A 24322-nucleotide genomic window follows, 5' to 3' on the forward strand; every position below is an offset into this window, starting at 1 on the left:
GATAGGGCGGACAACCAGAAGTGACGTCAAAGCAGGTCGATCACAATTCCGCAGAGCGAGCCCGGTCCGTCTCTGAGCTCATGCCGCCCTGAAAATTTGCAGGCTTTATCCAGCCCCTCGCCTGGAGCATGATCCACATCATCCAAAGCGGCAAGCGGTAAACCGCGCAGCCGCGAATGCCGCGGGACGGAAACGACGAGGTCGACCATGCACAAGCCCAACGGATCGCATCAGACGGGTGCGCTCGCCAATCAGCCGGGCCTGCTTGCACCCGACACCACGGGAATGAACTTTTACCGAGCCGATCCTGCGTTGACGGACCTGTTGCGCATCCATCTGCCCGATCAACTCTTCTGTCACATCGAGCCGCATCTGGATCGGCTCGGCGAGCTTGCCGGCGGCCATCTCGACGAGTGCGCGCGGCTCGCCGACCGGCACACGCCAGTGCTGCATCAGCGCGACAAGTTCGGCCGCGACGTGCAGTGGATCGAATATCATCCGGCCTATCGCGAGCTGGAGAAGGCTGCGTTCGGCGAGTTCGGCATTCACGCGCTGTCGATCCGCAAGGGCATCATGGGCTGGCCGGACAAATACCCGGTCGTCGCAAAACACGCCTTCACCTTCCTGTTCAACCAGACCGAATTCGGCATGGGCTGCCCGATCAACGTCACCGACGGCTGCGCAAAGCTGTTGGCGAATTTCGGCAGCGAGGCGCTGAAGGCAAAGTATCTCGACGGCCTGACGTCGACCGACATGAGCAAGCTGACCCAGGGCGGCCAGTTCATGACCGAGAAGGAAGGCGGCTCCGACGTCGGCACGCTCACCTCCACGGCAGTGCAGGAGGGCGTCCATTGGCGGCTCTATGGTGAAAAATGGTTCTGCTCGAACGCCGACGCAAAAGTCGTGATGCTGCTCGCGCGCCCCGAAGGCGCCGGCCCCGGCACGCGCGGTGTCGGCCTGTTCCTGATGCCGCGCTTCCTCGACGACGGCTCGCAAAACCACTACCGAATCGTGCGTCTCAAGGACAAGCTCGGCACCCGCTCAATGGCCTCGGGCGAGATCAAGCTGGAAGGCGCGATCGCCTACGCCGTCGGCAAGCTCGATCGCGGGTTTGTGCAAATGGCCGAGATGGTGAACTCCTCGCGGCTGTCCAACGGCGTCAAGTCCACCGCCTTGATGCGCCGCGCCTATCATGATGCGATGACGGTTGCGAAGAACCGCGTCGTGTTCGGCAGTCGCATCCTCGATCTGCCGCTCGGGCGGCGGCAGATGATGAAGATCATGCTGCCGGTCGAGCAGGCGCTGTCGATGAGCTTTCTCACCGCCGACGCGCTCGACCGCGCCGAGGCCGGCAGCCAGGATGCAGCCGCACTGCTGCGCATCCTGACCCCGACGCTGAAGTTCCGCGCCACGCGCGACGCGCGCAAGGTCTGCGGCGATGCGCTCGAGATGCGCGGCGGCATCGGCTACATCGAGGAATTCGCCACCGCGCGTCTGCTGCGCGACGCCCATCTCGGCTCGGTCTGGGAGGGCACCGGCAACATCGTCGCGATCGATGCACTGAGGCGCGCGGTCGGCCGCCACGGCGCGGAATCCGCGCTCGCCGCCGACCTGCATGCGAGGCTCGACGACAGCCCCACCGTGCCGCAGGCGTGGCGTGACCGCCTGCGCGATCTCACCGATCGTGCGGTCGGCTTCGCGCGCGAGGTCGCGAGCCGCGCCGACAACGAAGCCGATGCGCGGCGCGCCACCAGCGTGCTCTATCATGTCGCAAGCGCCGTCGCGCTCGCCTGGGAAGCCGATCGCATCTATGCGATGCGCGGCGATGCGCGCAGGCTGTTGCTGTCGCGTCTGGTGATCGACCACCGGGTGTCCGTCGGCGATCCGTTCCGGCTCACGGAAAATGCCGCGCAGCAGACCATCGCATCCCTGCTGCTCGGCGAGCGCGATGCCAAAATGGCCGAGGTTGGCGAATTGGCTCTGGCAGCGTAGGCTGCACACTACGTCTGCACAAAAAAAGCCACAGGGAGTGCTCGATGAAGGCCGCCGTCCTCTATGAAGTCAACAAGCCGCTGGTCATCGAGGATGTCAGCCTGCCAAAGCCCGGCCCGCGTGAGGTCTTGATCCGCACGTCCGTCGCCGGCCTCTGCCACTCCGACCTGCACTTCATGGAAGGCCTCTATCCACATCCGCTGCCCGCGGTGCTCGGCCATGAATCGGCCGGCGTGGTCGAGCAGGTCGGCTCCGACGTCACTTACGTGAAGCCGGGCGATCACGTCGTCACTTGCCTCTCGGTGTTCTGCGGCACCTGCGACAATTGCACGACCGGACGTACCGTGCTCTGCACCGACACGACGGTGAAGATGCTGCCCGGCGCTTCCAACCGTATGCAATGGTCGCGCTCGGAGAAGCTGCATCAATTCCTCAACCTCTCGTCCTTCGCTGAGCAGATGCTGGTTCACGAGAACGCCATCGTCAAAATCAAGAAGGAAATGCCGCTCGATCTCGCCGCTCTGATCGGCTGCGGCGTCATCACCGGCTATGGCGCCGTCGTCAACACCGCAAAAGTCACGGCCGGCGAGAGCGTGGCGGTGATCGGCTGCGGCGGCGTCGGCATGGCCGCGATCAACGGCGCGCAGATCGCCGGCGCCGGCCGCATCATCGCGATCGACACCAATCCCGCAAAACTGCAGCTCGCGACCAAGTTAGGGGCGACCGACGTCGTCGATCCCCGCAATGGCGACGTGATCCAGCAGGTGCGCGAGCTCACCGGCGGCGGCGTGCATCACTCCTTCGAGGTGCTCGGCCGGAAAGAGACGGCAGAGCAGGCCTTTGGCATGCTGGCGCCCGGCGGCACCGCCACCATCGTCGGCATGATCCCGTTCGGCCAGAAGATCGAGCTGCACGGTTTCGACTTCCTGCGCGAGCGCAAGATCCAGGGCTCGTCGATGGGCTCGAACCATTTTCGCGTCGACATGCCGCGCCTGGTCGACTTCTACCTGCGCGGCCGGCTGCATCTGGAGGACTGGATCTCGGCCAAGCTGAAACTGTCGGAGATCAACGAAGGCTTTGCCAACATGAAGGCTGGCAAGACGCTGCGCAGCGTGATCGTATTCGATAGCTAGCACCAGCGACGGTGTCATCGCTCGCGCGAGCGGGCACCTCGCAGCCCAGAACTCAGGTGTCATCGCCCGGCTTGACCGGGCGATCCAGTATTCCAGAGGCGGCGAGTGATACGGAAAGGCCGCGGCGTACTGGATGCCCCGGTCAAGCCGGGGCATGACAGCCGAGAGTGTGGCTTACCGCGACACATGCGCTGATACCGCGAGCCATTTTCCGTCCTGCTTCGCCCAGCAATCCGTATAGCGGCCGGTCGCCTGCTGGCCATCGGCCGTGGTGTAGCTGGTCGCGGCGTGGATGATGGCGAAGTCACCGAGGATGCGGATCACCACGTCATGCGCATGCAGATTGCGGATCGCGATCGGCCGCGCCGTCTGCTCGAGGAACGCAGCGCGATCGACCAGTGTCTTGTCGGGATTGGAGCAATAAAACTCCGGTGCGAGGATCTCGTCGAAGCGCTTGACGTCGCAGTTCTGCACGGAGGCGACGTAGTCGCGATTGAGCGCGGTGAGCTCTTCGAGGTCCTTGTTCATTGTTTCCTCCCGTTCGTCATTCCCCATTGCGCAAGTGCGCAATGGGGCGCGCGACGCGCGAACCCGGAATCTCGAAGCCATCTTGCTCCGTCATTGCGAGGAGCCCTTGCGACGAAGCAATCCAGACTATTGCCGCGGATGCATTCCTGGATTGCTTCGCTTCGCTCGCAATGACGGGAAGCACTAGTCATCGAACATTGGCGGCGGCACGAACCCGCCGAACTCTTGCTCGATCAACTCCGCGAGCTTCAGCGGCGTACGGTCTTCCAGGAACGGGCCGACGATCTGCACGCCAAGCGGCAGGCCCTGCTTCGACAGCCCGAGCGGCACGGCCGTTGCCGGCAGGCCAGGCAGCGTCGCGATGCCGGGCCAGGCGAGCTGGTCGGAGTAAGGATAGTCCTTGCCGTCGATATTGATGCGCCGATCGTCCTGTTCCGGGCTGTGATCGTGCGGATAGGCCGGTGTCGGCATGATCGGACAGATCACCGCATCGAAACTCCCAAACAACGCGCGCCACTGCGCGCGCAGGCCGATGCGGGCGCCGGCATCGAGGATCCAGGCGCGGTGGCTCGCGGTGATGCCGCGCAGGCGCTCGGCGCCAAGGCTCCTGTCGTCGGCTGAAAGCTGGCTCACGCCTGCCTGCGCGCCGGCATAGACGTCGGGCAGGAAGAATGCGCCGAGGAAGCCGAGCAGCATGCGCGAATAGAGACGCGAGGTGACCGCAAAGTCCGGCAATAGCGGGCTTTCGCGTGCAACCGTGACGCCGACGCGGGTGAGGCCGGCCGCGAGCTTCTCGATGCTGCCGCGGACGTCCTCGTCGGTCGGCAGCAGCGGGTGGCTGTCGATGACGAGTACCCTGAAATCCCTCAGCGCTTGATGGCGCGTGGCTGGCAGTTCAAGGCGGTAGGCGACTCCGCCTTCGAACGGGTCGGGCCCGGCCATCACGTCGAGCAGCAAGGTGAGATCCGCGGCGGTGCGCGCCATCGGCCCGATGACGGCGAGGTCGTCGACGCGGGGGAGCGCTGGAAATGGCGGCGGGGTCTCGCCGCGCGCAGCGCAGAGATTGAGGGTCGGCTTGTGCGCGAAGACGCCACAATGAAAGGCCGGCGTGCGCAGCGAGCCGCCGATGTCCGAGCCCGTCGCGAGCGCGCAATAGCCGGCCGCAAGCGAAGCCGACGATCCGCCGGATGAACCGCCCGGCGTGCGGCCGAGATCGAAAGGATTGTTGGTCGTGCCGTAGATGTCGTTGTAGCTCTGCCAGTCGGCAAGTCCCACCGGCACGTTGGTCTTGCCGAGAATCACGCCGCCGGCGTCCTTGATCCGCGTCACGGGAAGCGCGTCTTCCGCCGGCTTGAAATTTTTCTGCGGCGGGTAGCCCCAGGTCGTCGGCAGGCCCGCGATGTTGAAGGATTCCTTGATTGCTATGGGAAGGCCGAGCAGCGGCTTCCGCTCGCCGCGTCCGATCGCGGCATCGGCCTCGCGCGCGGCTGCGAGCGCCCGGTCGAAATCGCGCACGCAGACCGCATTGATCTTGCCGTCGTGGCGCTCGATACGGCCGATGGCGTCCTCGGTCAGCTCGACCGAGGAAACCTTTTTGGCGTTCAGCGCGGCCGACAGTTCGACTGCGCTCGCAAAACTCCATTTCGATTTGGCCACGGCATTCTCCTGCTCTCGTTGGAAGGATGATGCTCAGTTTGGCCGGAAGTCGCAACTGGCGTTTGACAGCGGTTGATGTGCAACGAAAACAAAGGTGGTGGTCATCGCCCGGCTTGACCGGGCGATCCAGTACGCCGCGGCCTCTCGATTCGACAGCGCTGTCTCTGGAATACTGGATCGCCCGCTTTCGCGGGCGATGACACGGAGTGTGTGCGAAGACCTCTACGCCGCCCCGATCAATATGCCCACCGCGAGAACGATGGCCCCGCCCAGCACGATCTGGAACACGGCCTGCAGGAACGGCGTGTCCATGTAGCGCGCGCGGATATAGGCGATCGCCCAGAGCTCGAAGAACACGACGATGCAGGCAATGGCGGTCGCGATCCAGAATGCGTTGGCCCAGGTGTCGGGCACCAGGTATGGCATGGTATGGCCGAGCCCGCCGAGCGTCGTCATCAGGCCGCAGGTGATGCCGCGCAGCCAGGGTGAGCCGCGGCCGGTGAGCGAGCCGTCGTCGGACAGCGCTTCCGCAAAGCCCATGCTGATGCCGGCACCGATCGAGGCTGCGAGGCCAACCAGAAACGTCTGCCAGTTCTGATGCGTGGCAAAGGCGGCTGCGAACAGCGGCGCCAGCGTCGAAACCGATCCGTCCATGAGGCCGGCGAGACCGGGCTGCACGTACTGCAGCACGAACATGCGCCGCCGCGTGCGATCTTCCTCGGCGCGTACATCGGGCTTGAGGATTTCGCCGGTGAGTTTCACGGCGAGATTCTCGTGATGCTTCTCTTCCTCCGCGAGATCGCCGAGCAGCCGGCGCACGCCGACGTCCTCGGCTTGATCGGCGGCGCGCGCGTAGAAGCGCTCAGCCTCCAGCTCCATCGTCTCGACCTCCTTGCGGATGGTGTCGAGCGGCAGGTTCTTGGTCAGCCAGATCGGGCGGCGTTTCAGGAAACCCTTGACGTCGTCGCGTCGGATCGGCGGCAGATGCGGGCCGAAGCGCTGCTCGTAGAGTTGCAGCAGGCGATGCCGGTGGCCGCGCTCCTCCTCGGCCATCTCCTCGAAGATTCTTGCCGAGTCCGGATAGCGCTCCCTGAGATCCTCCGCGAAGGTCATGTAGATGCGGCTGTCCTCCTCCTCGGAGGCAATCGCCACCGCCAGCACCTCGCGCTCGGTCAGATCGGCAAAGTTCTTCACGCGCGTCTCACATAATTTAGAATGGTTCTAAACTATACAGGACACGCGGTTGCCGGGTCAAATCATGCCGCCGATGCGTGCGCCCGCGCGAGGAAGTCGAGCAACAGCCGGCTCACCTCGGCCGGCTGCTCCTGTTGCACCCAATGGCCGGCGCCATCGACGAGATGGCAGCCGAGCATGTTGGTGCACGCAGCTCTCTGCATCGCCTCGAACACGCCGGGGCGCTGATACGTGCCCCAATCCTGCTTGCCGGAGATGAAGCAGGACGGCACGTCGATGGTGCGGCCGGAAAACAGTTGCAGTTCGTTGTTGAAGACGCCTGTGGTGCCGCAGCGATACCATTGCAGCCCGCCCTGGAATCCGGTGCGCGCATACTCGGCGCTGTAGAACGCAAGCTCGCTGTCCGGCAGCCATGTGTTGGCGGCGATCGCGGCAGCCGAGGGCATCTCCTTCGCCACCGTCTCCGCCATGGTCTCGCCGGCGTCCATCACATAATAGGTCGGCAGCTTGGCCAGCTCACCCGCCGACCAGGATTTTAGCGGATAGGGCTTGTTGTCGGCCCAATCAGCGCTCTTGTGATGATAGTAGGCGCGCAGGAAATCGTGCACGCCCTGCGGCGCGCGATGCATGTCGGCGTCGGCCGCGCGTGTCGCATAGTACCATTGGTAATGCTTGCGCGGCCTCGGCAGTGCGGCGAGCTCGCGGTGCACGGGATCGTCGGCTTGCGGCTTGGCCGGTGCGTCGACCGTGTTGAACGGCAGCGGCGGCGCGCCGCCGAACGGCGCGCTCATCATCACCAGCGAGGCGAATACGTCGGGCCGCATCAGCGCGCACCAGGTCGCGACCGGGCTGCCAAAATCGTGCCCGACGACATCGACGCTCTTGTAGCCGAACACCGACACCAGCCCGAGCGCATCGCGCACCAGGTTGAACAGCCTGAAGGGCGCGAGGTCGCCGTCGTAATCCGCCGTCCATCCGGTGGTGCGGCCATAACCGCGCTGGTCCGGCGCGATGATGTGATAGCCGGCCGCAGCCAGCGCCGGCATCACCTTGCGCCAGGAGAAGGCAAGCTCCGGAAAACCGTGCAGCAGCAGCACGCAACGCCGCCCGCGCGTCTCGAAGCCCGCTTCGAGCACGTGCACGCGCAAGCCGTTGATGCCATCGACGTATCGGGAGCGGATGCCGGCGGGCAGGGGGACGGCGGGGAGGGAAGCCATGTTGCGGGTGACCTGGATTAGCCTTGCCGCACATGCACTGCGCTTGACAGTCCGCCGCGGGATGCCGAATGCTACCTATGCTTGTCTCGGAGGACAACAGCGGAGGTTTCGGATCGCTGATTTCTCGGGACGGTCGAATGATTGCAACTGGGTTCAAAGGGTGCAGGAAGCATGCATTTGTCGAGGTTTCAAAATCTGAACAGCCGGTTTTCGGGCCTCTGCGTCATGCTCCTGACCGCAGCTCTCCTTCCTTGCCCTATTGCGCATGCGGTGGAGATGAACGATTTGACGGAGAAATTGCCGCGCGCGTATGTCGGCGGATTTCAGTGGGATGGCGACGCAGTGGTGCAGAATGTCGTCATCACGTTCGAGTCGGTGCGATCTCTCAACGAACGGAATGCGGAAGCGCTTGGATGTGGTGTGTACGAAGCCGGCCGCCAGGTGACGAAGATAAAAGTCCGAATGTTCGTCAGGTTGTCCGATCGTCAAGTGGAGATTTTCGAGCGGTCGCCTGAGGGGATCGCGTCTTTCGAGACCGGTGGTAGCCATCGCGGCACTTTGTCGGAAGACCTTCAGCAAATCGACGCCCAGTGGGTTACAACCGACTCTGGGCGACGGGGGCAGTTGCATCTGCGCGCGGCGTCATCCGCGACATGCACGCCAGCGACTTCGCTCTGACCGTTGCGCGTAGGGTGGGTTAGCCGAAGGCGTAACCCACCGCTTCTCTCACCGCGGAGACCAAAGAGGTGGGTTACGCCTAGCGGATTGCGCTTTGCGCACTCCGCGAAGCTAACCCACCCTTGTATTAGCCCGATCGCTTATATTGAGCCGTTCCGTGAGGAATGGCCCAGCCCGGGTGGCCGCCCGAGCTGGGCCGCCGTTCGATCGGATCGGTACCCATCGAAGCCTTGAGGGCTGTCTGACGTAGCGAGATCGCGACCGGCACTTCATCGGGACCCGAATGGTTGAACGAACTTTAGGTTCGCATAACAAGGGAGGGATCGACGAAGATGGTCAAGCATATCACGATCTGTGCCGGTATCGATACCGGCAAACGGAAGCTTGATGTGGCGATCGAAGGCCGCCGCGAGCCGCTGCAGGTGGAGAACACGTCGGAAGGTCACGAGGCTTTGTCGGCGTGGCTGCGACAGCATCGCGTCAAACGCATTGGCATCGAGGCGAGCGGCGGTTACGAACAGCCGGTCGTCGCCGAACTGCGGCGCAAGCGGTTTGTGGTTGTGGTGTTCCAGCCGGCCCAGGTCCGGGCTTATGCCAAATTCCACTTGCAGCGGGCCAAGAACGATAAGATCGATGCCGCTCTTATCGCAGCCTGCACCGCAGCGGTGCGGAAGATCCATGCCGCTCCCGATCCTCGGTTGCTGCCGTTCGCCGAGCAACTGACCATGATCGATCAGATCGGCGAGGATATCGCGCGCCTCAAGAACAGGATCGAGAGCTGCCGCAATGTGAGGATTAACCAGCTCTGGCACGAGGATATCGCTCGCCTGGAGCAACGTGAGAAGGCCGCACTCAAGGCTCTGGTCGCCTCGATCTGCAAGCATCCCGACCTTGCCAGGAGGCTCGCGCTGATCAACAGCGTCGCCGGCATCGGGCTGCCGACCGCCGTTGCCATCCTGGTGCGTCTGCCTGAGATCGGCCGGATCACGCGGGAGCAAGCTGTCGCTCTCGCCGGCCTTGCGCCCTATGACGACGACAGCGGCGACCAGGTCGGTGTTCGGCATATCGAGGGCGGACGAAAGCGGCTGCGTCGCGCTCTTTATACCGCTTCACTGGCTGCATCGTTTCGATGGAATCCGCAGCTCATCCAGCTCTACCGGAGGCTGACCGCAGCCGGAAAGGAACACAAGCGCGCGCTCGTTGCCTGCGCCAGGAAGATGCTCATCTTCGCCAACACGGTGGTAGCTCGCGGCACGCCATGGTGCGGCGAACCGCCGGCGGGATCATTCTCTGTTTCTTAGTTCGACCGGGACGCGTTTCTTCGTCCCGACCTACGGCCCCTCACGACGTCGCGCGCAGCGTCCGTCAAGGATGGCCGTCGTTTGCCCCAACTTCACGCGATCTGCCGCCAGGCCACGCCTTGACGGACGCGAGCACGGCGTCATCATGACAGACGCCGACGACTAAACGGCGTAAAGCACAGCCGCCATTTAATGGTTGCTACGAAGCCACGCCCTAAATCTTCACCGCCGTCTTCGGCCAGTATTTGTCGCGCAGGTGCCGCTTCACCAGCTTGCCGGTGGGCGTGCGCGGCAGCTCGGCTTCGAAATCGATCGAGCGCGGGCACTTGATCGCGGAGAGGCGCGTCTTGCAGTAGGCGATCAGATCGGCCTCGAGGTCCTTGCCGGCGCGCTTCATGTCGTGCGGCTGCACCACCGCCTTCACCTCTTCGCCCATCTCCTCGTTCGGTACGCCGAACACGGCGACGTCGGCGACCTCTGGATGCGTGATCAGCACGTCCTCGGTCTCCTGCGGGTAGATGTTCACACCGCCGGAGATGATCATGTAGGACTTGCGGTCGGTCAGGAACAGGAAGCCGTCCTGGTCGAGATAGCCGACGTCGCCGAGCGTCGACCAGCCCTTGGCGTTGTAGGCCTTCTTCGTCTTGTCGGGATCATTGTGATAGGAGAAGACCGGCGCGTCGGCGAAATAGACCGTGCCGATCTCGCCAATGGGGCGCTCCTCGTCGTTCTCGTCCAGGATCTTGATCTTGCCGACCACGGCGCGGCCGACGCTGCCGCGATGCTCCAGCCACTGCTGCGAGTTGCAGACGGTGACGCCGTTGCCTTCGGAGCCCGCATAATACTCGATCAGGATCGGTCCCCACCACTCGATCATCCTGGCCTTGACGTCGACCGGGCAGGGCGCGGCGGCGTGGATTGCGCCCTTCAGCGTGGAGACGTTGTAACGGTTGCGGACCTCGTCGGGCAGCTTCAGCATGCGTACGAACATGGTCGGCACGAGCTGCGATTGCGTCACCTTGTATTTCTCGACCAGCTTCAGAAATTCCTCGGCGTCAAAATGCTCCATGATGATGGAGGTGCCGCCGAGCGTGATCGCCGTCATGTTGAAGCGCAGGGGAGCTGCGTGATAGAGCGGCGCCGGCGAGAGATAGGTGCTGTCCGAATTCATGCCGCACATGTCGGCGCACAGCACCTTCAGGAACGCGTTCGGCTCGTCGATCGGCTTGCCTTCAAACTCCTTCTTGACGCCCTTGGGACGGCCGGTCGTGCCCGACGAATACAGCATGTCGTAGCCCGCGACCTCGTCCGCGATCGGCATCGTCGGCTGCGCGGCCGCCTCCCTGTCGTAGGAGCGGAAGCCGGGCAGCGGCTCGTCCATCATGTAGAAAACGGGTTCGCCCTTTGCGCCCGTGATCAGCCCCTTGATCTGGTCGGCGCATTTCGGCGTCGTGATCACAACCTTGGCGCCGCAGTCTTTGACGATGTAGTCAATCTCGTCCTGCTTCAGATAGCGGCTGATCGCGGTGTAATAGAGCCCGCTCCGCTGTGCGGCCCAGCAGATCTCCATGAAGGCGAGCCGGTTCTCCATCAGCAGCGCGATGTGATCCCCCGCCTTCAGGCCCAGCGAGCGGAACAGGTTCGCGCCCTGGTTCGAGAGCTCGTCGAGCTCGCGATAGGTGATCGCCTTGCCGGTCGATGCCATCTGATAGGCGATCTTGTTCGGTGTGGTGCGCGCGTAGACGGAGGGGTGAGTCATGCGAGGTCTCGCAACATATAAGGTGTCATCCCGGCCTAGTGCGCAATTGCGCACGGGGGGCCGGGATCCATAACCACAGGCCTTGGTTGTTGAAACGCGATGGGGCTCCAGTTCGCCATAACCACAAGGCCTGTGGTTATGGGTCCCGGATCGGCGCGCGCTTGAGGCGCGCTTGTCCGGGACGACACCGTTAGTGTGGCTGCAGCCTACAGCCGCTCCACGATCGTCACATTCGCCATGCCGCCGCCTTCGCACATGGTCTGCAGGCCGTAGCGCTTGCCGCGCTGCTGGAGCGCGTGGACCAGCGTGGTCATCAGCTTGGTGCCGGAGCCGCCGAGCGGATGGCCGAGCGCAATCGCGCCGCCATTGACGTTGAGTCTGTTAGGATCGGCGCCGGTGGTCTTGAGCCACGCGGTCGGCACCGAAGCGAAGGCCTCGTTGACCTCGAACAGGTCGATGTCGTCGATCTTCATGCCGGCCTTCTCCAGCGCCTTGTTGGTGGCGTGCAGCGGGGCGTCGAGCATGATCACGGGATCGCCGCCGGTCATGGTCATGTGATGGATGCGCGCGATCGGTTTTACGCCGAGCTGCTTCAATCCGCGCTCGTTGACGACCATGACGCCGGAGGCGCCGTCGCAGATCTGGCTGGCGCTCGCCGCGGTGAGCTTGCCGTTCTCGGCGATCAGCTTGACGCCCTTGATACCTTCGAGTGTGGCGTCGAAGCGGATGCCTTCGTCGATGTGGTGGGTGTCCTTGGAGCCGTCGGCCCTGACGATCTCGAGCGGCACGATCTCCTTCCTGAAGTGACCGGCTTGCGTCGCCGCAATCGCGCGCTGGTGGCTGTTGTAGGAATATTCGTCCAGCTCATTCTTGGACAGGCCGTACTTCTCGGCCATCATCTCGGCGCCGGTGAACTGGCTGAACACGATGTTCGGATAGCGCTGCTCAATGCCGGGGCTCTTGTAATTGCCAAAACCGTTCTTGGCCGGAAGCTGCGAGGACAGGCCCATCGGCACGCGGGTCATCGATTCCACGCCGGCGGCGATCACCACGTCCATCGCGCCGGACATCACGGCCTGTGCCGCAAAGTGCAGCGCCTGCTGCGAGGAGCCGCACTGCCGGTCGATCGAGGTGCCCGGCACGCTCTCGGGAAGTTTTGAGGCCATCACCGCGTTGCGCGCGATGTTGTTCGACTGCTCGCCGACCTGCATCACGCAGCCCATGATGACGTCTTCGACCAGGGCCGGATCGACCTTGGTGCGATCGACCAGCTCATCCAGCACCTTTGCGGCGAGATCGGCCGGATGCCAGCCGGCGAGGCGGCCCCCCTTGCGCCCGCCCGCGGTCCGCGCAGCGGCGACGATGTAAGCCTCGGCCATTTCGGTTTCTCCCTGTTTATTCTGATTGGGGTTGGGTTGTCGGGGGCGGATTTAAGGGGGCGCCCCTCATTTAGTCAATCGATCAATTAACTCTTGTGGTGAGGCGCTGCTTGCGCTTATCTGCGGCCTCTTTCGGCCAGACAGGGATCTCCGTGACTACCAGCGTACCGAACAGGCTCCCGCCAGCGAAGAATTCCACGGCAGAGAAGCTGCTCGTGGCCGCGAGCGAGCTGATGATCGAACGCTCCTCGATCGAGATTTCGCTCAGCGACATCGCGCAGAAGTCGGGAGCAAACGCTGCGCTGGTAAAGTACCATTTTGGTAACAAGGACGGGCTGCTGCTGGCGCTGCTCGCGCGCGATGCCGGGACCGAGCTCTCCAATCTCGAATATCTGCTGTCGCAGCCGATCACGCCGACCGCGAAGCTGAAGCTGCATATCGGCGGCATCATCCGCGCCTACTACCGGTTCCCCTACATGAACCGGCTGATCCACTATCTCCTGCACGAGACCAATGCGAGTTCCGCCGACGAGGTCTCAAAATTCTTCGTCGCGCCGCTTCTGGATTTTCATCGCCGGCTGCTCGCCGAAGGCGTCAACCGCGGCGAGTTCCGCCAGACCGATCCGGTGCTGTTCTACACCAGCCTGATCGGCGCCTGCGATCACCTGTTCTTCGGCCGGCACGCGATGTCCCGCGCGACCGGCGTCGGCCCGGTCACCGATGAAGTCTGCCGGCAATACATCAAGCACATGGAAACGCTGATCTGCGGCGGCATCCTCACGCAAGCCGAGGAGGCCGTCGCGGCCGGATGATCCGGCCACAACTCCCAAGTCCAGAGAAGAAACGCCCAAGGAAAAGGTCAAGGAAAGGTAACTTAACAATGCAGTTGAAAGATGTAGCCGTTCTCATCACCGGCGGTGGTTCAGGCCTCGGTGAGGCGACCGCCCGCGCCATGGCCGCCAAGGGCGCCAAGATTGGCGTCATCGACCAGAACAAGGAAAACGCCGAGAAGGTCGCCGCCGAAGTGAAGGGCATTGCCCTGCACGCCGACGTCACCTCTGAGGAGCAGATCAAGGCCGCGATCGCGAGGGCGGAAGCCGCGCACGGCGTCGCCCGCGTGCTGATGAACTGCGCCGGCATCGGCGGCTCGCAGCGCATCGTCGGCCGCGACGGCGTCTACCCGCTCGAAAAGTTCGCGCGCATCATCAACGTCAATTTGATCGGCACGTTCAACTGCCTGCGTCTGTTCGCCGAGCGTCTCGCCACGATCGAGCCGATCGGTGAAGAGCGCGGCGTCATCATCAACACGGCGTCCGTTGCTGCGTATGAAGGCCAGATCGGCCAGATCGCCTACTCCGCGTCGAAGGGCGGTGTCGTCGGCCTCACCCTGCCGGCCGCGCGCGACCTCGCGAGCCAAAAAATCCGTGTCAACACCATCGCGCCCGGCCTGTTCTTCACGCCGCTCCTGATGGGTCTGAACGAGGAGGCCCGCAAGAGCCTCGGCGCCCAGGTGCCGCATCCTTCGCGTCTCGGCGATGCCAAGGAATACGGCGCGCTCGCCGTGCACATGGTCGAGAACGCCATGCTCAACGGCGAAACCATCCGCCTCGACGGCGCGATCCGCATGGCGCCAAGGTAATCGCTCTTACCCTCCCCTGGAGGGGGAGGGTCGGCGCGAAGCGCCGGGGTGGGGTGATCTCTCAACACGGGCAGCGTTCGATGTGGAGAGACCTTCACCCCACCCCGTCTCATATTCCGCTGCGCTCAATATGAGCCGACCCTCCCTCTCCAGGGGAGGGTAAGAAGGGCACCAACGTTGCGGATGGAGGAAGGCTCGCATGTCCCAACCGCTGCTGATCGAGCACGATGACGGCGTGGACCGGGTAACGCTCAATCGCCCGGAGAGCCTGAACGCGCTCGATCCCGCGCTGATCGATGCGCTCAACGTCTATTTCCAGGGGCTCCAGCGCAACCGCGACACCCGCGTCGTCGTGCTGCGCGGCGCCGGCAAGAACTTTTGCGCCGGCCTTGATCTGAAAGCTGCGATGGCGCGCCGCACCAAGCAGCAGGAGCCGCCCGGCATCACGGAGTCCCTGGACTCGCAGCGGCGCATCGCCGACATCGTGATGCTGATGCGGCGCTGTCCGCAGCCGATCATCTCGCTGGTGCAGGGTGCCGCCGCCGGCGGCGGTTTTGCGCTGGCGCTCGCCTCCGACATCCGCATCGCGACAAAATCGACGCGGATGAACTGCGCCTTCATCAAGCTCGGCCTCGGCGGCTGCGACATCGGCACCAGCTATTTCCTGCCGCGCCTCGTCGGCGTGTCCGTGGCCTCGGAACTGATCCTCACCGGCCGCTTCATCGGCGCCGAGCGCGCGCTTGCCGTCGGCCTCGTCTCCGAGGTCGTCGATGAGGACAAGCTCGAGGCGGCTGCCGAACCTTATGTCGAAGCGATGATGACGGCGTCGCCGACCGGCCTACGCCTCTCCAAGGAATGCCTCAACATGAGCGTCGATGCGGGGTCGCTGGAAGCTGCGATCGCGATGGAGGATCGCAACCAGGTTCTGTGCAGCCGCTCGGAAGAATTTTCGGAAGGCATCAGGGCCTTCCTTGAGAAGCGAAAGCCTGTCTATATCAGGCGCTGACGACAAGACCCGCAAAGAACAATAATTCCGGGAGACGCAAAATGGGTGGGAATGCGGCGGCGGTGATGACGAAGCCCGCCTTTCGCAAGGTCGAGTGGATCGCGCGCGACATCGACGTCGAGCGGCGCGCCGACGGCACGGTCGTGTTGAAGTCGCGCATTCCGCTGCAGGCCTACGAGAAGCATATCCCGGCCTCGCTCGCGAAATGGGCGAAGGAAGCACCCGAGCGCATCTGGCTCGCGCAGCGCGGCGGTCCTGAGCGCGCGTGGCGGAAAGTTTCCTACGGCGAAGCCAAGCGGATAGTGGATGCGCTGACGCAAGGCCTGCTCAATCTCGGCATCGAGGGGCGTCCCGTCACGATCCTCTCCGGCAATTCGATCGAGCATGCGCTGATGACGCAGGCCGCGATGCAGGCGCGCGCGCCGGCAGCGCCGGTGTCGCCGGCCTACTCGCTGATGAGCCACGATCACGTCAAGCTGAAATATTTGTTCGACCTGATCAAGCCGGCCGTCGTGATGGTGCAGGACGGCCCGACCTTTGAGAAGGCGGTCAGGGCGATCGACCTCACCGGCGTCACCGTCGTTCACGTTGTGCGTCCTTGCGACGGCATCAAGAGCGTCAGCTTTGCCGAGCTCGCGGCGACGCCCGTGACGGAGGATGTCGACGCCTCGATCGCAAAGATCACGCCCGACACCGTCGGCAAGCTGCTGTTCACCTCGGGTTCGACCGGCATGCCCAAAGCCGTCATCAACACGCAAGCGATGATGTGCGCCAACGCTGCCATGATGATGCAGGTCCGTCCGCGCTCTCCTGACGGCCCCATCGCGACCATGCTCGACTGGATGCCGTGGAACCACACCATGGGCGGCAACGCCGCGTTCCATCCGATCCTGGTCGATGGCGGCACGCTCTATATCGACGACGGAAGGCCGATGCCGGGCCAGTTCGAGGAGACGCTGCGCAATCTGCACGAGATATCGCCGACCTATTACGCCAACGTGCCCGCCGGCTATGCCGCGCTCGCGGCGGCGATGGAGAAAGACGAGGCGCTCTGCCGCTCCTTTTTCAAGAACCTCTCCATCATGGCCTATGGCGGCGCGCGCCTGCCCGACGATCTCTACGACCGCATGCAGGCGCTCGCGGTGAAGACGACAGGCGAACGCATCGTGTTCTACACCGGCTGGGGCTCGACCGAGACCGCGCCGACCTCGACCGGCACCTATTGGGACACCGAGCGCGTCGGCCTGATCGGCCTGCCGTTCCCCGGCGTCGAATTGAAGATGGTGCCGTGCGGCTCGAAATACGAACTGCGCTTGCGCGGCGTCAACGTCACGCCCGGTTACTTTGGCCAGGCCGAGCTGACCAGGAAGATGTTCGACGAGGAAGGTTATTACTGCATCGGCGACGCCGGCATTTTCGTTGACGACAAGGACCCGGTGCAGGGCATCATCTTCGCGGGCCGCGTGGTCGAGGATTTCAAGCTCACCACAGGCACCTTCGTCCATGTTGGTTCGCTCCGCACCGACGCGATCGCGGCGGCAACGCCGGTCGTGCATGACGCGCTGGTCGCGGGGCAGGACCGTCCGTTCATCGGGCTGCTCGCCTGGCCGAACCTGCACGCCTGCCGTCAGCTCGTCGGCAATCCCGACCTCAGTTTTGAGGATGCCGTAAAACATCCCGAGGTGATCGCCTGCTTCAGGCGCGGGCTGGAGGCGCACAACAAGGAGTGCGAAGGCGCGTCGAGCCGCATCATCGCGCGCGCCATGCTGATGGTCGAGCCGCCCTCGATCGACGGCAACGAGCTCACCGACAAGGGCTACATCAATCAGCGCGCCGGCCTCGAGCGCCGCGCTGCCCTGGTCGAGCGGCTCTATGCCGACAAGCCGGATCAGGATGTGATCGTGCTGAAATGAACACGACGCTCTCTCAATTCGTCATTCCGGGGCGCGCGCAGCGCGAGCCCGGAATCCATCGGGCCGCAAAACGCGCGGTAAAATGGATTCCGGGCTCGCGACTTCGTCGCGCCCCGGAATGACGGTCTCAATGACAACGAATAAAAGGTAGCCCGCCATGAATTTCGATTTCTCTGACGACCAAAAGCAGCTCCGCGATCAGGCGCGCAAATTCCTCGCTGAAAAATGCTCGCCCAAGGCGGTGCGTGTCGTGCTCGACGGCAAGGCTCCTTACGACAAGGAGCTCTGGAAGGGCCTCGCCGAGATGGGCTTTCTCGGTGTCGCGATCCCCGAAGAGTTTGGCGGCGCGGGCGCCGGCCATCTCGAGCTGTGCGTGATCGCCGAGGAGATGGGCCGCGCCAATGCGCCGGTGCCGTTCTCCTCCACCGTTTATCTCGCCGCCGAAGCGTTGCTGATCGCCGGCAGCGACGCGCAGAAGAAGAAGTGGCTGCCGGCCGTCGCCTCGGGCGAGGCGATCGGCACGCTGGCGCTGTTCGAAGGCAAGGGCAATCCGTCGCCGAAGAACATCAAGCTCGCCGCGTCAGGCGGCACGCTCACCGGCGTGAAGAAGCCGGTCGCGGACGGCGCGATCGCCGACTTTGCGGTGGTTGCCGCGCGCACCGGCTCGGGCGGACGCGACGGCGATATCTCGCTGTTCCTGGTTGACCTCAAGGACGGCGGCGTCGAGGTCAAAAACCTCACCAATCTCGATCCGACCCGAGGCCAGGCCGAGCTCACCTTCAACAACACCAAGGCCGAGCCGCTGGGCGCGGCTGGTGAAGGCTGGAGCATCCTTTCGCAGGTGCTGGACCGCGCCGCCGTGCTCTGCGCCTTCGAGCAGGTCGGCGGCTCCGATCGCGCGCTGGAGATGGGGCGCGACTACGCGCTCGACCGTATCGCGTTCGGCCGTCCGATCGGCTCGTTCCAGGCGGTCAAGCACATGCTCGCCGACATGTATGTGTCGGCGACGCTGGCGCGCTCCAACAGCTATTACGGCGCCTGGGCGCTCTCGACCAATGCGTCGGAGTTGCCGGAAGCCGCGGCTGCCGCGCGCATCAGCGCGACGCAGGCGTTCCAGCACTGCGCCAAGAACAACATCCAGGTTCATGGCGGCATGGGGTTCACCTGGGAGTTCGACTGCCACATGTACTACCGCCGCGCCAACGCGATGGCGCTCGGGCTCGGCAGCCTGTCCTACTGGGAAGACCAGTTGATCGACCGCATGCGCAAGAAGAACGCGGCGTAAAGATAGGTGCGTAGGGTGGGTTAGCCCCGCGGATTGCGCGAAGCGCAAACCGCGAGGCGTAACCCACCATCGGGCCGCGAACGACAGTTTACAGAAGTGGTGGGTTACGCCTTCGGCTAACCCACCCTACGGAAGACGAGAGAACCGCAATGAACTTCGAAGACACCCCGCAGGAAGCCGCGTTCCGCGCCACCGCGCGCGCCTGGATCGCGGCGAATGCGCCCAAGCAATACGAGGAGGAGCTGCGAAAATCCTCGCTCGGTCGCACGCAACTGAAAAACGCCAACATTCTCGAGGTCGCAAAAGCCTGGCAGAAGAGGAAGGCCGATGCCGGCTGGGCCTGCCTGCACTGGCCCAAGGAATATGGCGGCCGCGGCTCGTCGCCGATCGAGCGCGTGATCTGGCAGCAGGAAGAGGGTCCGTTCGGAAAGCTCTCCGGCATGTTCATCATCGGCCACGGCATGTGCGGGCCGACCATGATGGCGTTCGCGCGCGAGGAGCATAAGCGCACCTATCTGCCGCCGCTCGCCTCGGGCGAAAAGGTCTGGTGCCAGCTGTTCTCCGAGCCCGCCGGCGGCTCCGACGTCGCAGGGCTGCGCACGCGCGCGGAGAAGGACGGCGACAACTGGGTCATCAACGGCCAGAAGATCTGGACCTCGGGCGCACATTACTCGGACTACGGCATCCTGCTCACCCGCACCGATCCGACCGTGCCCAAGCACAAGGGCCTCACCATGTTCTTCCTGGACATGAAGAGCCCCGGCGTCGAGGTGCGGCCGATCAAGCAGGCGAGCGGCGCCTCCGACTTCAACGAGGTCTATTTCACCAACGTGCGTATCCCTGACCATCAGCGCCTCGGTGAGGTCAATGACGGCTGGAACGTCTCGCTGACCACGCTGATGAACGAGCGCATGTCGATCGGCGCCGGTGTTTCAACCGGTTTTCCGGAGCTGTTCGACTATTGCTCCAGCCTGATGTTGGACGATGGTCCCGCGATCGAGGACCGCGCCGTTCGTTCGAAGCTTGCGAACTGGGCGGTGAAGGCGAGCGGTCTGCGCTACACCAGCATGCGCGCGATCTCGGCGTTGTCGAAGGGCGAGCGTCCCGGTCCGGAAAACTCCATCGGCAAGCTGGTCGCGGGCTCGATGATCCAGGACGTCGCGACCTATGCGCTCGACCTGCAAGGTGCCGCCGGCGTCGTCAGCGGTCCGGAGGATGCCGAACTCGCCGGCCGCTTCCAGGCCATGCTGCTGCGTGCGCCCGGCACGCGCGTCGAGGGCGGCACCGACGAGATCATGCGCAACATCATCGCGGAGCGCGTGCTGGGCCTGCCCGGCGATATCCGTGTCGACAAAGACGTGCCGTTCAACAAGATCCCGACGAAGGGAAGAGGATAGCCGTCATTCCGGGGCGTCGCGCAGCGACGAACCCGGAATCCAGAGATTGTGGTTCGAGATTCCGGGTTCGCGCGTTGCGCGCCCCGGAATGACAGAAAGGAAGCCGCCATGAATTTCGACGACACCCCGCAGGAAGCCGAATTCCGCGAGACCGCCCGCAAATGGGTCGCCGCCAACGCGCCGAAGGAATTTGAGGAGGAGCTGTCAAGATCCTCGCTCGGTCGCATCCGACTCGCCAAGCACGACATGGTCGAGGTCGGCAAGGCCTGGCAGAAGAAGAAGGCCGAGGGCGGCTGGGCCTGCCTGCACTGGCCGAAGGAATATGGCGGCCGTGGCGCAACCCCGATCGAGCGCGTGATCTGGCAGCAGGAAGAGGGCGTCTACGGCAAGCTGACGCAGCCGTTCCAGATCGGCGAGGGCATGTGCGGCCCGACCGTAATGGCCTGGGGCAGCGAGGATGCCAAGCGCCGCTATTTGCCAAAACTTGCGGCAGGCGAAGAAATCTGGTGCCAGCTCTTCTCAGAGCCGTCGGCCGGCTCCGACGTGGCGGGCCTGCGCACGCGCGCGGAGAAAAAGGGCGACAACTGGGTTGTCAACGGCCAGAAGATCTGGACCTCGGGCGCGCATTATTCCGACTATGGTCTCTTGATCGCGCGCACCGATCCGAACGTGCCCAAGCACAAGGGCCTCACCATGTTCTTCCTCGACATGAAGAGCCCTGGCGTCGAAGTGCGGCCGATCAAGCAGGCCAACGGCATGCAGGAGTTCAACGAGGTCTATTTTACCGACGTCGTGATATCAGACAGCCAGCGGCTTGGCGCCGTCGGCGACGGCTGGAACGTCTCGCTCACCACGCTGATGAACGAGCGCATGTCGATCGGCTCGCGGCTTGCGACCGGCGTCCCTGAAATGTTCGACTTCTGCTCGAACCTGATGCTCGAGGATGGCCTTGCGATCGACGATCCCGCCGTGCGCTCAAAACTCGCGAGCTGGGCAGTGAAGTCGAACGGGCTGAAATACACCAGCTATCGTGCGATCTCGGCGCTGTCGAAGGGCGAGCGTCCTGGTCCGGAAAACTCCATTGGCAAGCTGGTCTCGGGCATGATGCTGCAGGACATCGCCGCCTACGCCATGGACCTTCAGGGCGCGGCCGGTGTTCTCACCGGCATGGACGAGGAAACCGTGCACGGCCAGTTCCAGCAGATGCTGCTATCCTCGCCCTCGATGCGCATCGCCGGCGGCACCGACGAGATCTTGCGCAACATCATCGCGGAGCGCGTGCTGGGCCTGCCCGGTGATATCCGAGTCGACAAGGACGTGCCGTACAACAAGATCCCGATCAAGGGACGTTAGACGCAAATCGCGGAATCGTAGGGTGGGTTAGCGAAGCGTAACCCACCTCCTTAATTTCCGCGGAGACAGAAGTGGTGGGTTACGCCGAGCGGATTGCGCTTCGCGCGACCGCAGGGCTAACCCACCCTACGAAGAAAACAACGCGAGCTGATCCATGGACGCAAAAGTCAACCAGAACGACCGCATCGGCGTGCTCGACGAGCTCCTCAACGAGCGCTACTCCGTTCGCGCCTTCTTAGCCAAGGAGGTCGACCGCGCCACCATCGCGCACGTGCTGACGACGGCGCAGCGCACCGCGTCCTGGTGCAACAGCCAGCCCTGGCAGGTGCTGATCGCAAGCGGCGAGGCCAAGGAGCGTTTTCGCAAGGCGATCTACGCGGAAGCAGCCTCCGGCGCCAAGGACGATCACGACTTCACGCCGCCACGCGAATATGTCGGCGTCTATCTGGAGCGCCGCCGCGAAAGCGGTTTCCAACTCTACAACACGCTCGGCATCATCAGAGGCGACAAGATGGCCTACGCAAAACAGGCGCTGGAGAATTACAATTTCTTCGGCGCGCCGCATGTCGCCGTCATCCATACCAACGAGCCGCTCGGTATCTACGGTGCGATCGATTGCGGCGCCTATGTCTCAAACTTCATGCTGGCGGCACAGGCGCTCGGGCTCGGCACCATTCCGCAGGCCGCGCTCGCGCGCCATTCCGGCCTGATCCGTCGTCACTTCAAGCTAGCAGACGACCGCCGCGTCGTCTGCGGCATCTCGTTCGGCTATGCCGACCATGCCCACAAGGTCAACAGCTACCGAACCTCGCGCGCGAGCGTGGCGGATACCGTGACGTTCTTGGACGAGTGAAGTCGGTCTCGGCAAATCGAGTCTTGCCTGTGACGAACGGCTGCGCTTCACTTACCCTCCCCTGGAGGGGGAGGGTCGGCGCGTAGCGCCGGGGTGGGGTGACGGTCTATCTCCGACGGAGGTGCTTCAGAGGAGTAACATCCGCCTGCAAAGAGCCGTATAATTCAATGTAGATGCGCTCCAGCACACTGGTCATGTTTTCCATGACGTCCGAATTCCAGAAGCGCAGGACGCGATAGCCTTCCTTCTCAAGCCATCTTTGCCGCTCGTGGTCACGCGCAGCAGTCTCATCGTCGTTGTGGTGGCCACCGTCGAGTTCGATGATCAGCCGCTTTGCCGGGCAGAAAAAGTCGACGACGTAAGGTCCGATCGGCGCCTGCCGTCGAAAATGAGTGCCATCGACAGGAAGCGTCTTCAGTGCGCGCCACAACAGATGTTCATGCGGCGTCGTATTCGCGCGCAGTTTCTTCGCGGCTGCTCGGCGGATCTTTGTCGAGACCATCTGTGTGGCTTCACCCCACCCCGCCCGCGCTGCGCGCGAGCGACCCTCCCCCTCCAGGGGAGGGTGAAGTGAAGCACGCCCAGAAGTAGAGAGCAACAAAGCCCCGGCCACCATGCGGCCGGGGCTTCGTTGCAAAAGTCGTCGGATCAGAACGCGGTGTAGCCGCAGACGTTCACGAGGCGGACGCGGACGCCGTGACGGGTCTGGACCAGGCGCTCCTGGTAGCAATTGCTGACGCCGGTGTTGATGTAGACGCCGCCAAACCCCCAATAGGGATTCCAGTGATGATGGAAGCCGTGGGCGGAGGCCGCGGTGGGGGCGAGGGCGGCAGCGCCGAGCGAACCGGCAGCGATCAGTCCAAGAGCAAGCTTACGAAACATTTTCATTCTCCAGTGTGGCACGAGGCCGTTGTTGCGTCCCTGCTTCTCGGTCGGCGCGACGGCGTGATGCGTTCATTCGCGTGGGCAGGAATCGTGTTTCAGGATTGTTTCGTGGGATCGCGCGTGTTGCGCGCCGTCAGGCTTTTCGCGCCATCGCGCGGACGGGGCGCTGCCGATAGCGCGTCGCCATCGCTTGCGTTAACTCTACCATCTTCTCGCGCAGCTCGGCCGGCTCCAGCACTTCGGCCTCCGGCCCGAGGCGCAACAGCTCTGCGGCAGCATGCCACACGGTCTTGCCAACAGGCACATGCGCGATGCGCCAGCCCTCCGCGTCGACAGCCTCGTCGATGCGCGTGCGCGAGCGCACATAAGGCTGGCTCAGCGCATCCAGCAGTTTGATGCCAAACGGCGACAGCCGGACTTTCGCGACCTGCGGATGCAGCTCGGCCTCCAGCCGCAGCGTGGCGGCCTGCCAATAGGCCGCGAGATCGAAATCGGCGGGGCGCTCGACGCGCGCGTCGAGCACGCTGCAATCGAGGATGCGGGCGACGCGATAGGTGCGCACGCTACCGTCGACAGAACCCGCGAGATACCAGCTGCCGCCCTTCAGCACGAGGCCGAGCGGTGCGACACGCCGCTGCTTCTCGGCCCGCCAGCTCTGATAGCGGATCTTGATCGGGCTTTCGCGCAGCAGCGCGCCGGCGATGGCGCGCAGATGCTTTGGCTCTTCGGTCTCGCCGAACCAGCCGGGTGCATCGAGATGAAAGCGCTCCTGCATTCGGCCGGCCGTCTGGCGCAAATTCTGCGGCAGCGCCGCCATCAGCTTGTTCTGCGCCGCCACCATCGCGGCATCGAGGCCGAGCGCGGCCGCCGGCCCAGGCAAACCGCTAAGGAACAGCGCCTCGGCCTCCGGCGGCGAAAATCCGTTCAGTCGCACCCGGTAGCCGTCGAGCAGGCGATAGCCGCCGTCCGCGCCGCGATCCGCGTAGACGGGCACGCCTGCCGCCGCGAGCGCATCGACGTCGCGATAGATCGTGCGTACCGACACCTCGCAGGCGTCAGCCAGCTCGGGCGCAGTGACGCGCCCCCGCGCCTGCAGGGTGGTGAGGATCGACAGCAGCCGGCTCGCACGCATGATCCCTTAAACCATACCTGAC

At 64.0% G+C, this 24322-nt stretch carries 22 protein-coding genes; 12 read left to right on the plus strand and 10 right to left on the minus strand.

Annotation, left to right across the window (positions count from 1 at the left end):
- Positions 1 to 26 precede the first annotated feature (26 nt).
- Complete coding sequence (locus tag KUF59_RS04400; RefSeq protein ID WP_258768400.1) at positions 27 to 209, minus strand: hypothetical protein; 183 nt, start codon at positions 207 to 209, stop codon at positions 27 to 29.
- Here KUF59_RS04400 and KUF59_RS04405 point away from each other — a divergent pair.
- Both KUF59_RS04405 and KUF59_RS04410 read left to right on the plus strand, forming a co-directional pair.
- On the plus strand, positions 208 to 1992 hold the full coding sequence (locus KUF59_RS04405; RefSeq protein WP_258768403.1) for an acyl-CoA dehydrogenase family protein: 1785 nt from the start codon (positions 208 to 210) through the stop codon (positions 1990 to 1992). The genes KUF59_RS04400 and KUF59_RS04405 overlap by 2 nt on opposite strands.
- 44 nt (positions 1993 to 2036) lie before the next feature.
- Positions 2037 to 3125, plus strand: a complete 1089-nt coding sequence (locus KUF59_RS04410; RefSeq protein ID WP_258768404.1) for a Zn-dependent alcohol dehydrogenase — start codon at positions 2037 to 2039, stop codon at positions 3123 to 3125.
- Positions 3126 to 3299: 174 nt separating this feature from the next.
- Here KUF59_RS04410 and KUF59_RS04415 read toward each other — a convergent pair whose 3' ends face one another.
- The 4 genes from KUF59_RS04415 to KUF59_RS04430 form a co-directional block, all read right to left on the minus strand.
- Positions 3300 to 3653 carry a nuclear transport factor 2 family protein gene (locus tag KUF59_RS04415; RefSeq protein ID WP_258768405.1) on the minus strand — a complete coding sequence of 118 codons (354 nt, stop codon included), beginning with the start codon at positions 3651 to 3653 and terminating at the stop codon, positions 3300 to 3302.
- A gap of 183 nt (positions 3654 to 3836) precedes the next feature.
- Positions 3837 to 5309 (minus strand): amidase, encoded by a 1473-nt coding sequence (locus KUF59_RS04420; RefSeq protein ID WP_258768407.1) that lies wholly within the window; start codon positions 5307 to 5309, stop codon positions 3837 to 3839.
- A gap of 222 nt (positions 5310 to 5531) precedes the next feature.
- Entirely contained in the window at positions 5532 to 6503 is a 972-nt protein-coding gene (gene mbfA / locus KUF59_RS04425; protein ID WP_212456966.1) for an iron exporter MbfA, read from the minus strand.
- Between the two features lie 62 nt (positions 6504 to 6565).
- Positions 6566 to 7720 (minus strand): alpha/beta hydrolase, encoded by a 1155-nt coding sequence (locus KUF59_RS04430; protein ID WP_258768408.1) that lies wholly within the window; start codon positions 7718 to 7720, stop codon positions 6566 to 6568.
- 276 nt (positions 7721 to 7996) lie between these two features.
- On the opposite strand from KUF59_RS04430, the gene KUF59_RS04435 reads away from it, so the two are divergent.
- Together KUF59_RS04435 and KUF59_RS04440 are read left to right on the plus strand one after the other, a co-directional pair.
- Positions 7997 to 8398: a hypothetical protein gene (locus tag KUF59_RS04435; RefSeq protein WP_249140125.1), complete on the plus strand. Its 402-nt coding sequence runs from the start codon at positions 7997 to 7999 to the stop codon at positions 8396 to 8398.
- Positions 8399 to 8730: 332 nt separating this feature from the next.
- A complete protein-coding gene (locus KUF59_RS04440; protein WP_212457421.1) occupies positions 8731 to 9699 on the plus strand; it encodes an IS110 family RNA-guided transposase in 969 nt (322 codons plus the stop codon).
- 214 nt (positions 9700 to 9913) lie between these two features.
- Here the strand turns inward: KUF59_RS04440 and KUF59_RS04445 are convergent, their stop codons facing one another.
- Together KUF59_RS04445 and KUF59_RS04450 are read right to left on the minus strand one after the other, a co-directional pair.
- Complete coding sequence (locus KUF59_RS04445) at positions 9914 to 11458, minus strand: acyl-CoA synthetase (protein WP_212456964.1); 1545 nt, start codon at positions 11456 to 11458, stop codon at positions 9914 to 9916.
- Positions 11459 to 11664: 206 nt separating this feature from the next.
- Positions 11665 to 12837 (minus strand): acetyl-CoA C-acetyltransferase, encoded by a 1173-nt coding sequence (locus KUF59_RS04450; RefSeq protein ID WP_212456963.1) that lies wholly within the window; start codon positions 12835 to 12837, stop codon positions 11665 to 11667.
- Positions 12838 to 13070: 233 nt separating this feature from the next.
- On the opposite strand from KUF59_RS04450, the gene KUF59_RS04455 reads away from it, so the two are divergent.
- The 8 genes from KUF59_RS04455 to KUF59_RS04490 all read left to right on the plus strand — a co-directional run bounded on the left by KUF59_RS04455 (position 13071) and on the right by KUF59_RS04490 (position 22283).
- Entirely contained in the window at positions 13071 to 13649 is a 579-nt protein-coding gene (locus tag KUF59_RS04455; RefSeq protein ID WP_258769939.1) for a TetR family transcriptional regulator, read from the plus strand.
- A 68-nt stretch (positions 13650 to 13717) separates the two neighbouring features.
- On the plus strand, positions 13718 to 14476 hold the full coding sequence (locus KUF59_RS04460; RefSeq protein WP_212456961.1) for an SDR family NAD(P)-dependent oxidoreductase: 759 nt from the start codon (positions 13718 to 13720) through the stop codon (positions 14474 to 14476).
- A 199-nt stretch (positions 14477 to 14675) separates the two neighbouring features.
- Entirely contained in the window at positions 14676 to 15482 is an 807-nt protein-coding gene (locus KUF59_RS04465) for an enoyl-CoA hydratase/isomerase family protein (RefSeq protein ID WP_212456960.1), read from the plus strand.
- Between the two features lie 41 nt (positions 15483 to 15523).
- Entirely contained in the window at positions 15524 to 17395 is a 1872-nt protein-coding gene (locus tag KUF59_RS04470) for an AMP-binding protein (RefSeq protein WP_212456959.1), read from the plus strand.
- A gap of 157 nt (positions 17396 to 17552) precedes the next feature.
- On the plus strand, positions 17553 to 18680 hold the full coding sequence (locus KUF59_RS04475; protein ID WP_212456958.1) for an acyl-CoA dehydrogenase family protein: 1128 nt from the start codon (positions 17553 to 17555) through the stop codon (positions 18678 to 18680).
- Between the two features lie 149 nt (positions 18681 to 18829).
- A complete protein-coding gene (locus KUF59_RS04480; protein WP_212456957.1) occupies positions 18830 to 20077 on the plus strand; it encodes an acyl-CoA dehydrogenase in 1248 nt (415 codons plus the stop codon).
- Positions 20078 to 20185: 108 nt separating this feature from the next.
- Complete coding sequence (locus tag KUF59_RS04485) at positions 20186 to 21430, plus strand: acyl-CoA dehydrogenase (protein ID WP_212456956.1); 1245 nt, start codon at positions 20186 to 20188, stop codon at positions 21428 to 21430.
- Between the two features lie 154 nt (positions 21431 to 21584).
- Positions 21585 to 22283, plus strand: a complete 699-nt coding sequence (locus KUF59_RS04490) for a nitroreductase (RefSeq protein ID WP_212456955.1) — start codon at positions 21585 to 21587, stop codon at positions 22281 to 22283.
- Between the two features lie 106 nt (positions 22284 to 22389).
- Here KUF59_RS04490 and KUF59_RS04495 read toward each other — a convergent pair whose 3' ends face one another.
- The 3 genes from KUF59_RS04495 to KUF59_RS04505 all read right to left on the minus strand — a co-directional run bounded on the left by KUF59_RS04495 (position 22390) and on the right by KUF59_RS04505 (position 24300).
- Positions 22390 to 22785 (minus strand): endonuclease domain-containing protein, encoded by a 396-nt coding sequence (locus tag KUF59_RS04495; protein ID WP_212456954.1) that lies wholly within the window; start codon positions 22783 to 22785, stop codon positions 22390 to 22392.
- A gap of 146 nt (positions 22786 to 22931) precedes the next feature.
- Complete coding sequence (locus KUF59_RS04500; RefSeq protein WP_212456953.1) at positions 22932 to 23165, minus strand: hypothetical protein; 234 nt, start codon at positions 23163 to 23165, stop codon at positions 22932 to 22934.
- 136 nt (positions 23166 to 23301) lie between these two features.
- Complete coding sequence (locus KUF59_RS04505) at positions 23302 to 24300, minus strand: helix-turn-helix transcriptional regulator (RefSeq protein WP_212456952.1); 999 nt, start codon at positions 24298 to 24300, stop codon at positions 23302 to 23304.
- Positions 24301 to 24322: the final 22 nt, after the last annotated feature.

This window comes from Bradyrhizobium arachidis (assembly GCF_024758505.1).
Classification (GTDB): domain Bacteria; phylum Pseudomonadota; class Alphaproteobacteria; order Rhizobiales; family Xanthobacteraceae; genus Bradyrhizobium; species Bradyrhizobium manausense_C.

Coding starts and splice junctions, on each gene's coding strand:
- KUF59_RS04430 (WP_258768408.1), bottom strand. CDS start 7,720: ATGGCTTCCCTCCCCGCCGTCCCCCTGCCCGCCGGCATCCGCTCCCGA.
- KUF59_RS04475 (WP_212456958.1), top strand. CDS start 17,553: ATGAATTTCGATTTCTCTGACGACCAAAAGCAGCTCCGCGATCAGGCG.
- KUF59_RS04460 (WP_212456961.1), top strand. CDS start 13,718: ATGCAGTTGAAAGATGTAGCCGTTCTCATCACCGGCGGTGGTTCAGGC.
- KUF59_RS04465 (WP_212456960.1), top strand. CDS start 14,676: ATGTCCCAACCGCTGCTGATCGAGCACGATGACGGCGTGGACCGGGTA.
- KUF59_RS04455 (WP_258769939.1), top strand. CDS start 13,071: ATGATCGAACGCTCCTCGATCGAGATTTCGCTCAGCGACATCGCGCAG.
- KUF59_RS04415 (WP_258768405.1), bottom strand. CDS start 3,653: ATGAACAAGGACCTCGAAGAGCTCACCGCGCTCAATCGCGACTACGTC.
- KUF59_RS04400 (WP_258768400.1), bottom strand. CDS start 209: ATGGTCGACCTCGTCGTTTCCGTCCCGCGGCATTCGCGGCTGCGCGGT.
- KUF59_RS04490 (WP_212456955.1), top strand. CDS start 21,585: ATGGACGCAAAAGTCAACCAGAACGACCGCATCGGCGTGCTCGACGAG.
- KUF59_RS04505 (WP_212456952.1), bottom strand. CDS start 24,300: ATGCGTGCGAGCCGGCTGCTGTCGATCCTCACCACCCTGCAGGCGCGG.
- KUF59_RS04435 (WP_249140125.1), top strand. CDS start 7,997: ATGAACGATTTGACGGAGAAATTGCCGCGCGCGTATGTCGGCGGATTT.
- KUF59_RS04445 (WP_212456964.1), bottom strand. CDS start 11,458: ATGACTCACCCCTCCGTCTACGCGCGCACCACACCGAACAAGATCGCC.
- KUF59_RS04450 (WP_212456963.1), bottom strand. CDS start 12,837: ATGGCCGAGGCTTACATCGTCGCCGCTGCGCGGACCGCGGGCGGGCGC.
- KUF59_RS04500 (WP_212456953.1), bottom strand. CDS start 23,165: ATGTTTCGTAAGCTTGCTCTTGGACTGATCGCTGCCGGTTCGCTCGGC.
- KUF59_RS04410 (WP_258768404.1), top strand. CDS start 2,037: ATGAAGGCCGCCGTCCTCTATGAAGTCAACAAGCCGCTGGTCATCGAG.
- KUF59_RS04470 (WP_212456959.1), top strand. CDS start 15,524: ATGGGTGGGAATGCGGCGGCGGTGATGACGAAGCCCGCCTTTCGCAAG.
- KUF59_RS04480 (WP_212456957.1), top strand. CDS start 18,830: ATGAACTTCGAAGACACCCCGCAGGAAGCCGCGTTCCGCGCCACCGCG.
- KUF59_RS04440 (WP_212457421.1), top strand. CDS start 8,731: ATGGTCAAGCATATCACGATCTGTGCCGGTATCGATACCGGCAAACGG.
- KUF59_RS04495 (WP_212456954.1), bottom strand. CDS start 22,785: ATGGTCTCGACAAAGATCCGCCGAGCAGCCGCGAAGAAACTGCGCGCG.
- KUF59_RS04405 (WP_258768403.1), top strand. CDS start 208: ATGCACAAGCCCAACGGATCGCATCAGACGGGTGCGCTCGCCAATCAG.
- KUF59_RS04485 (WP_212456956.1), top strand. CDS start 20,186: ATGAATTTCGACGACACCCCGCAGGAAGCCGAATTCCGCGAGACCGCC.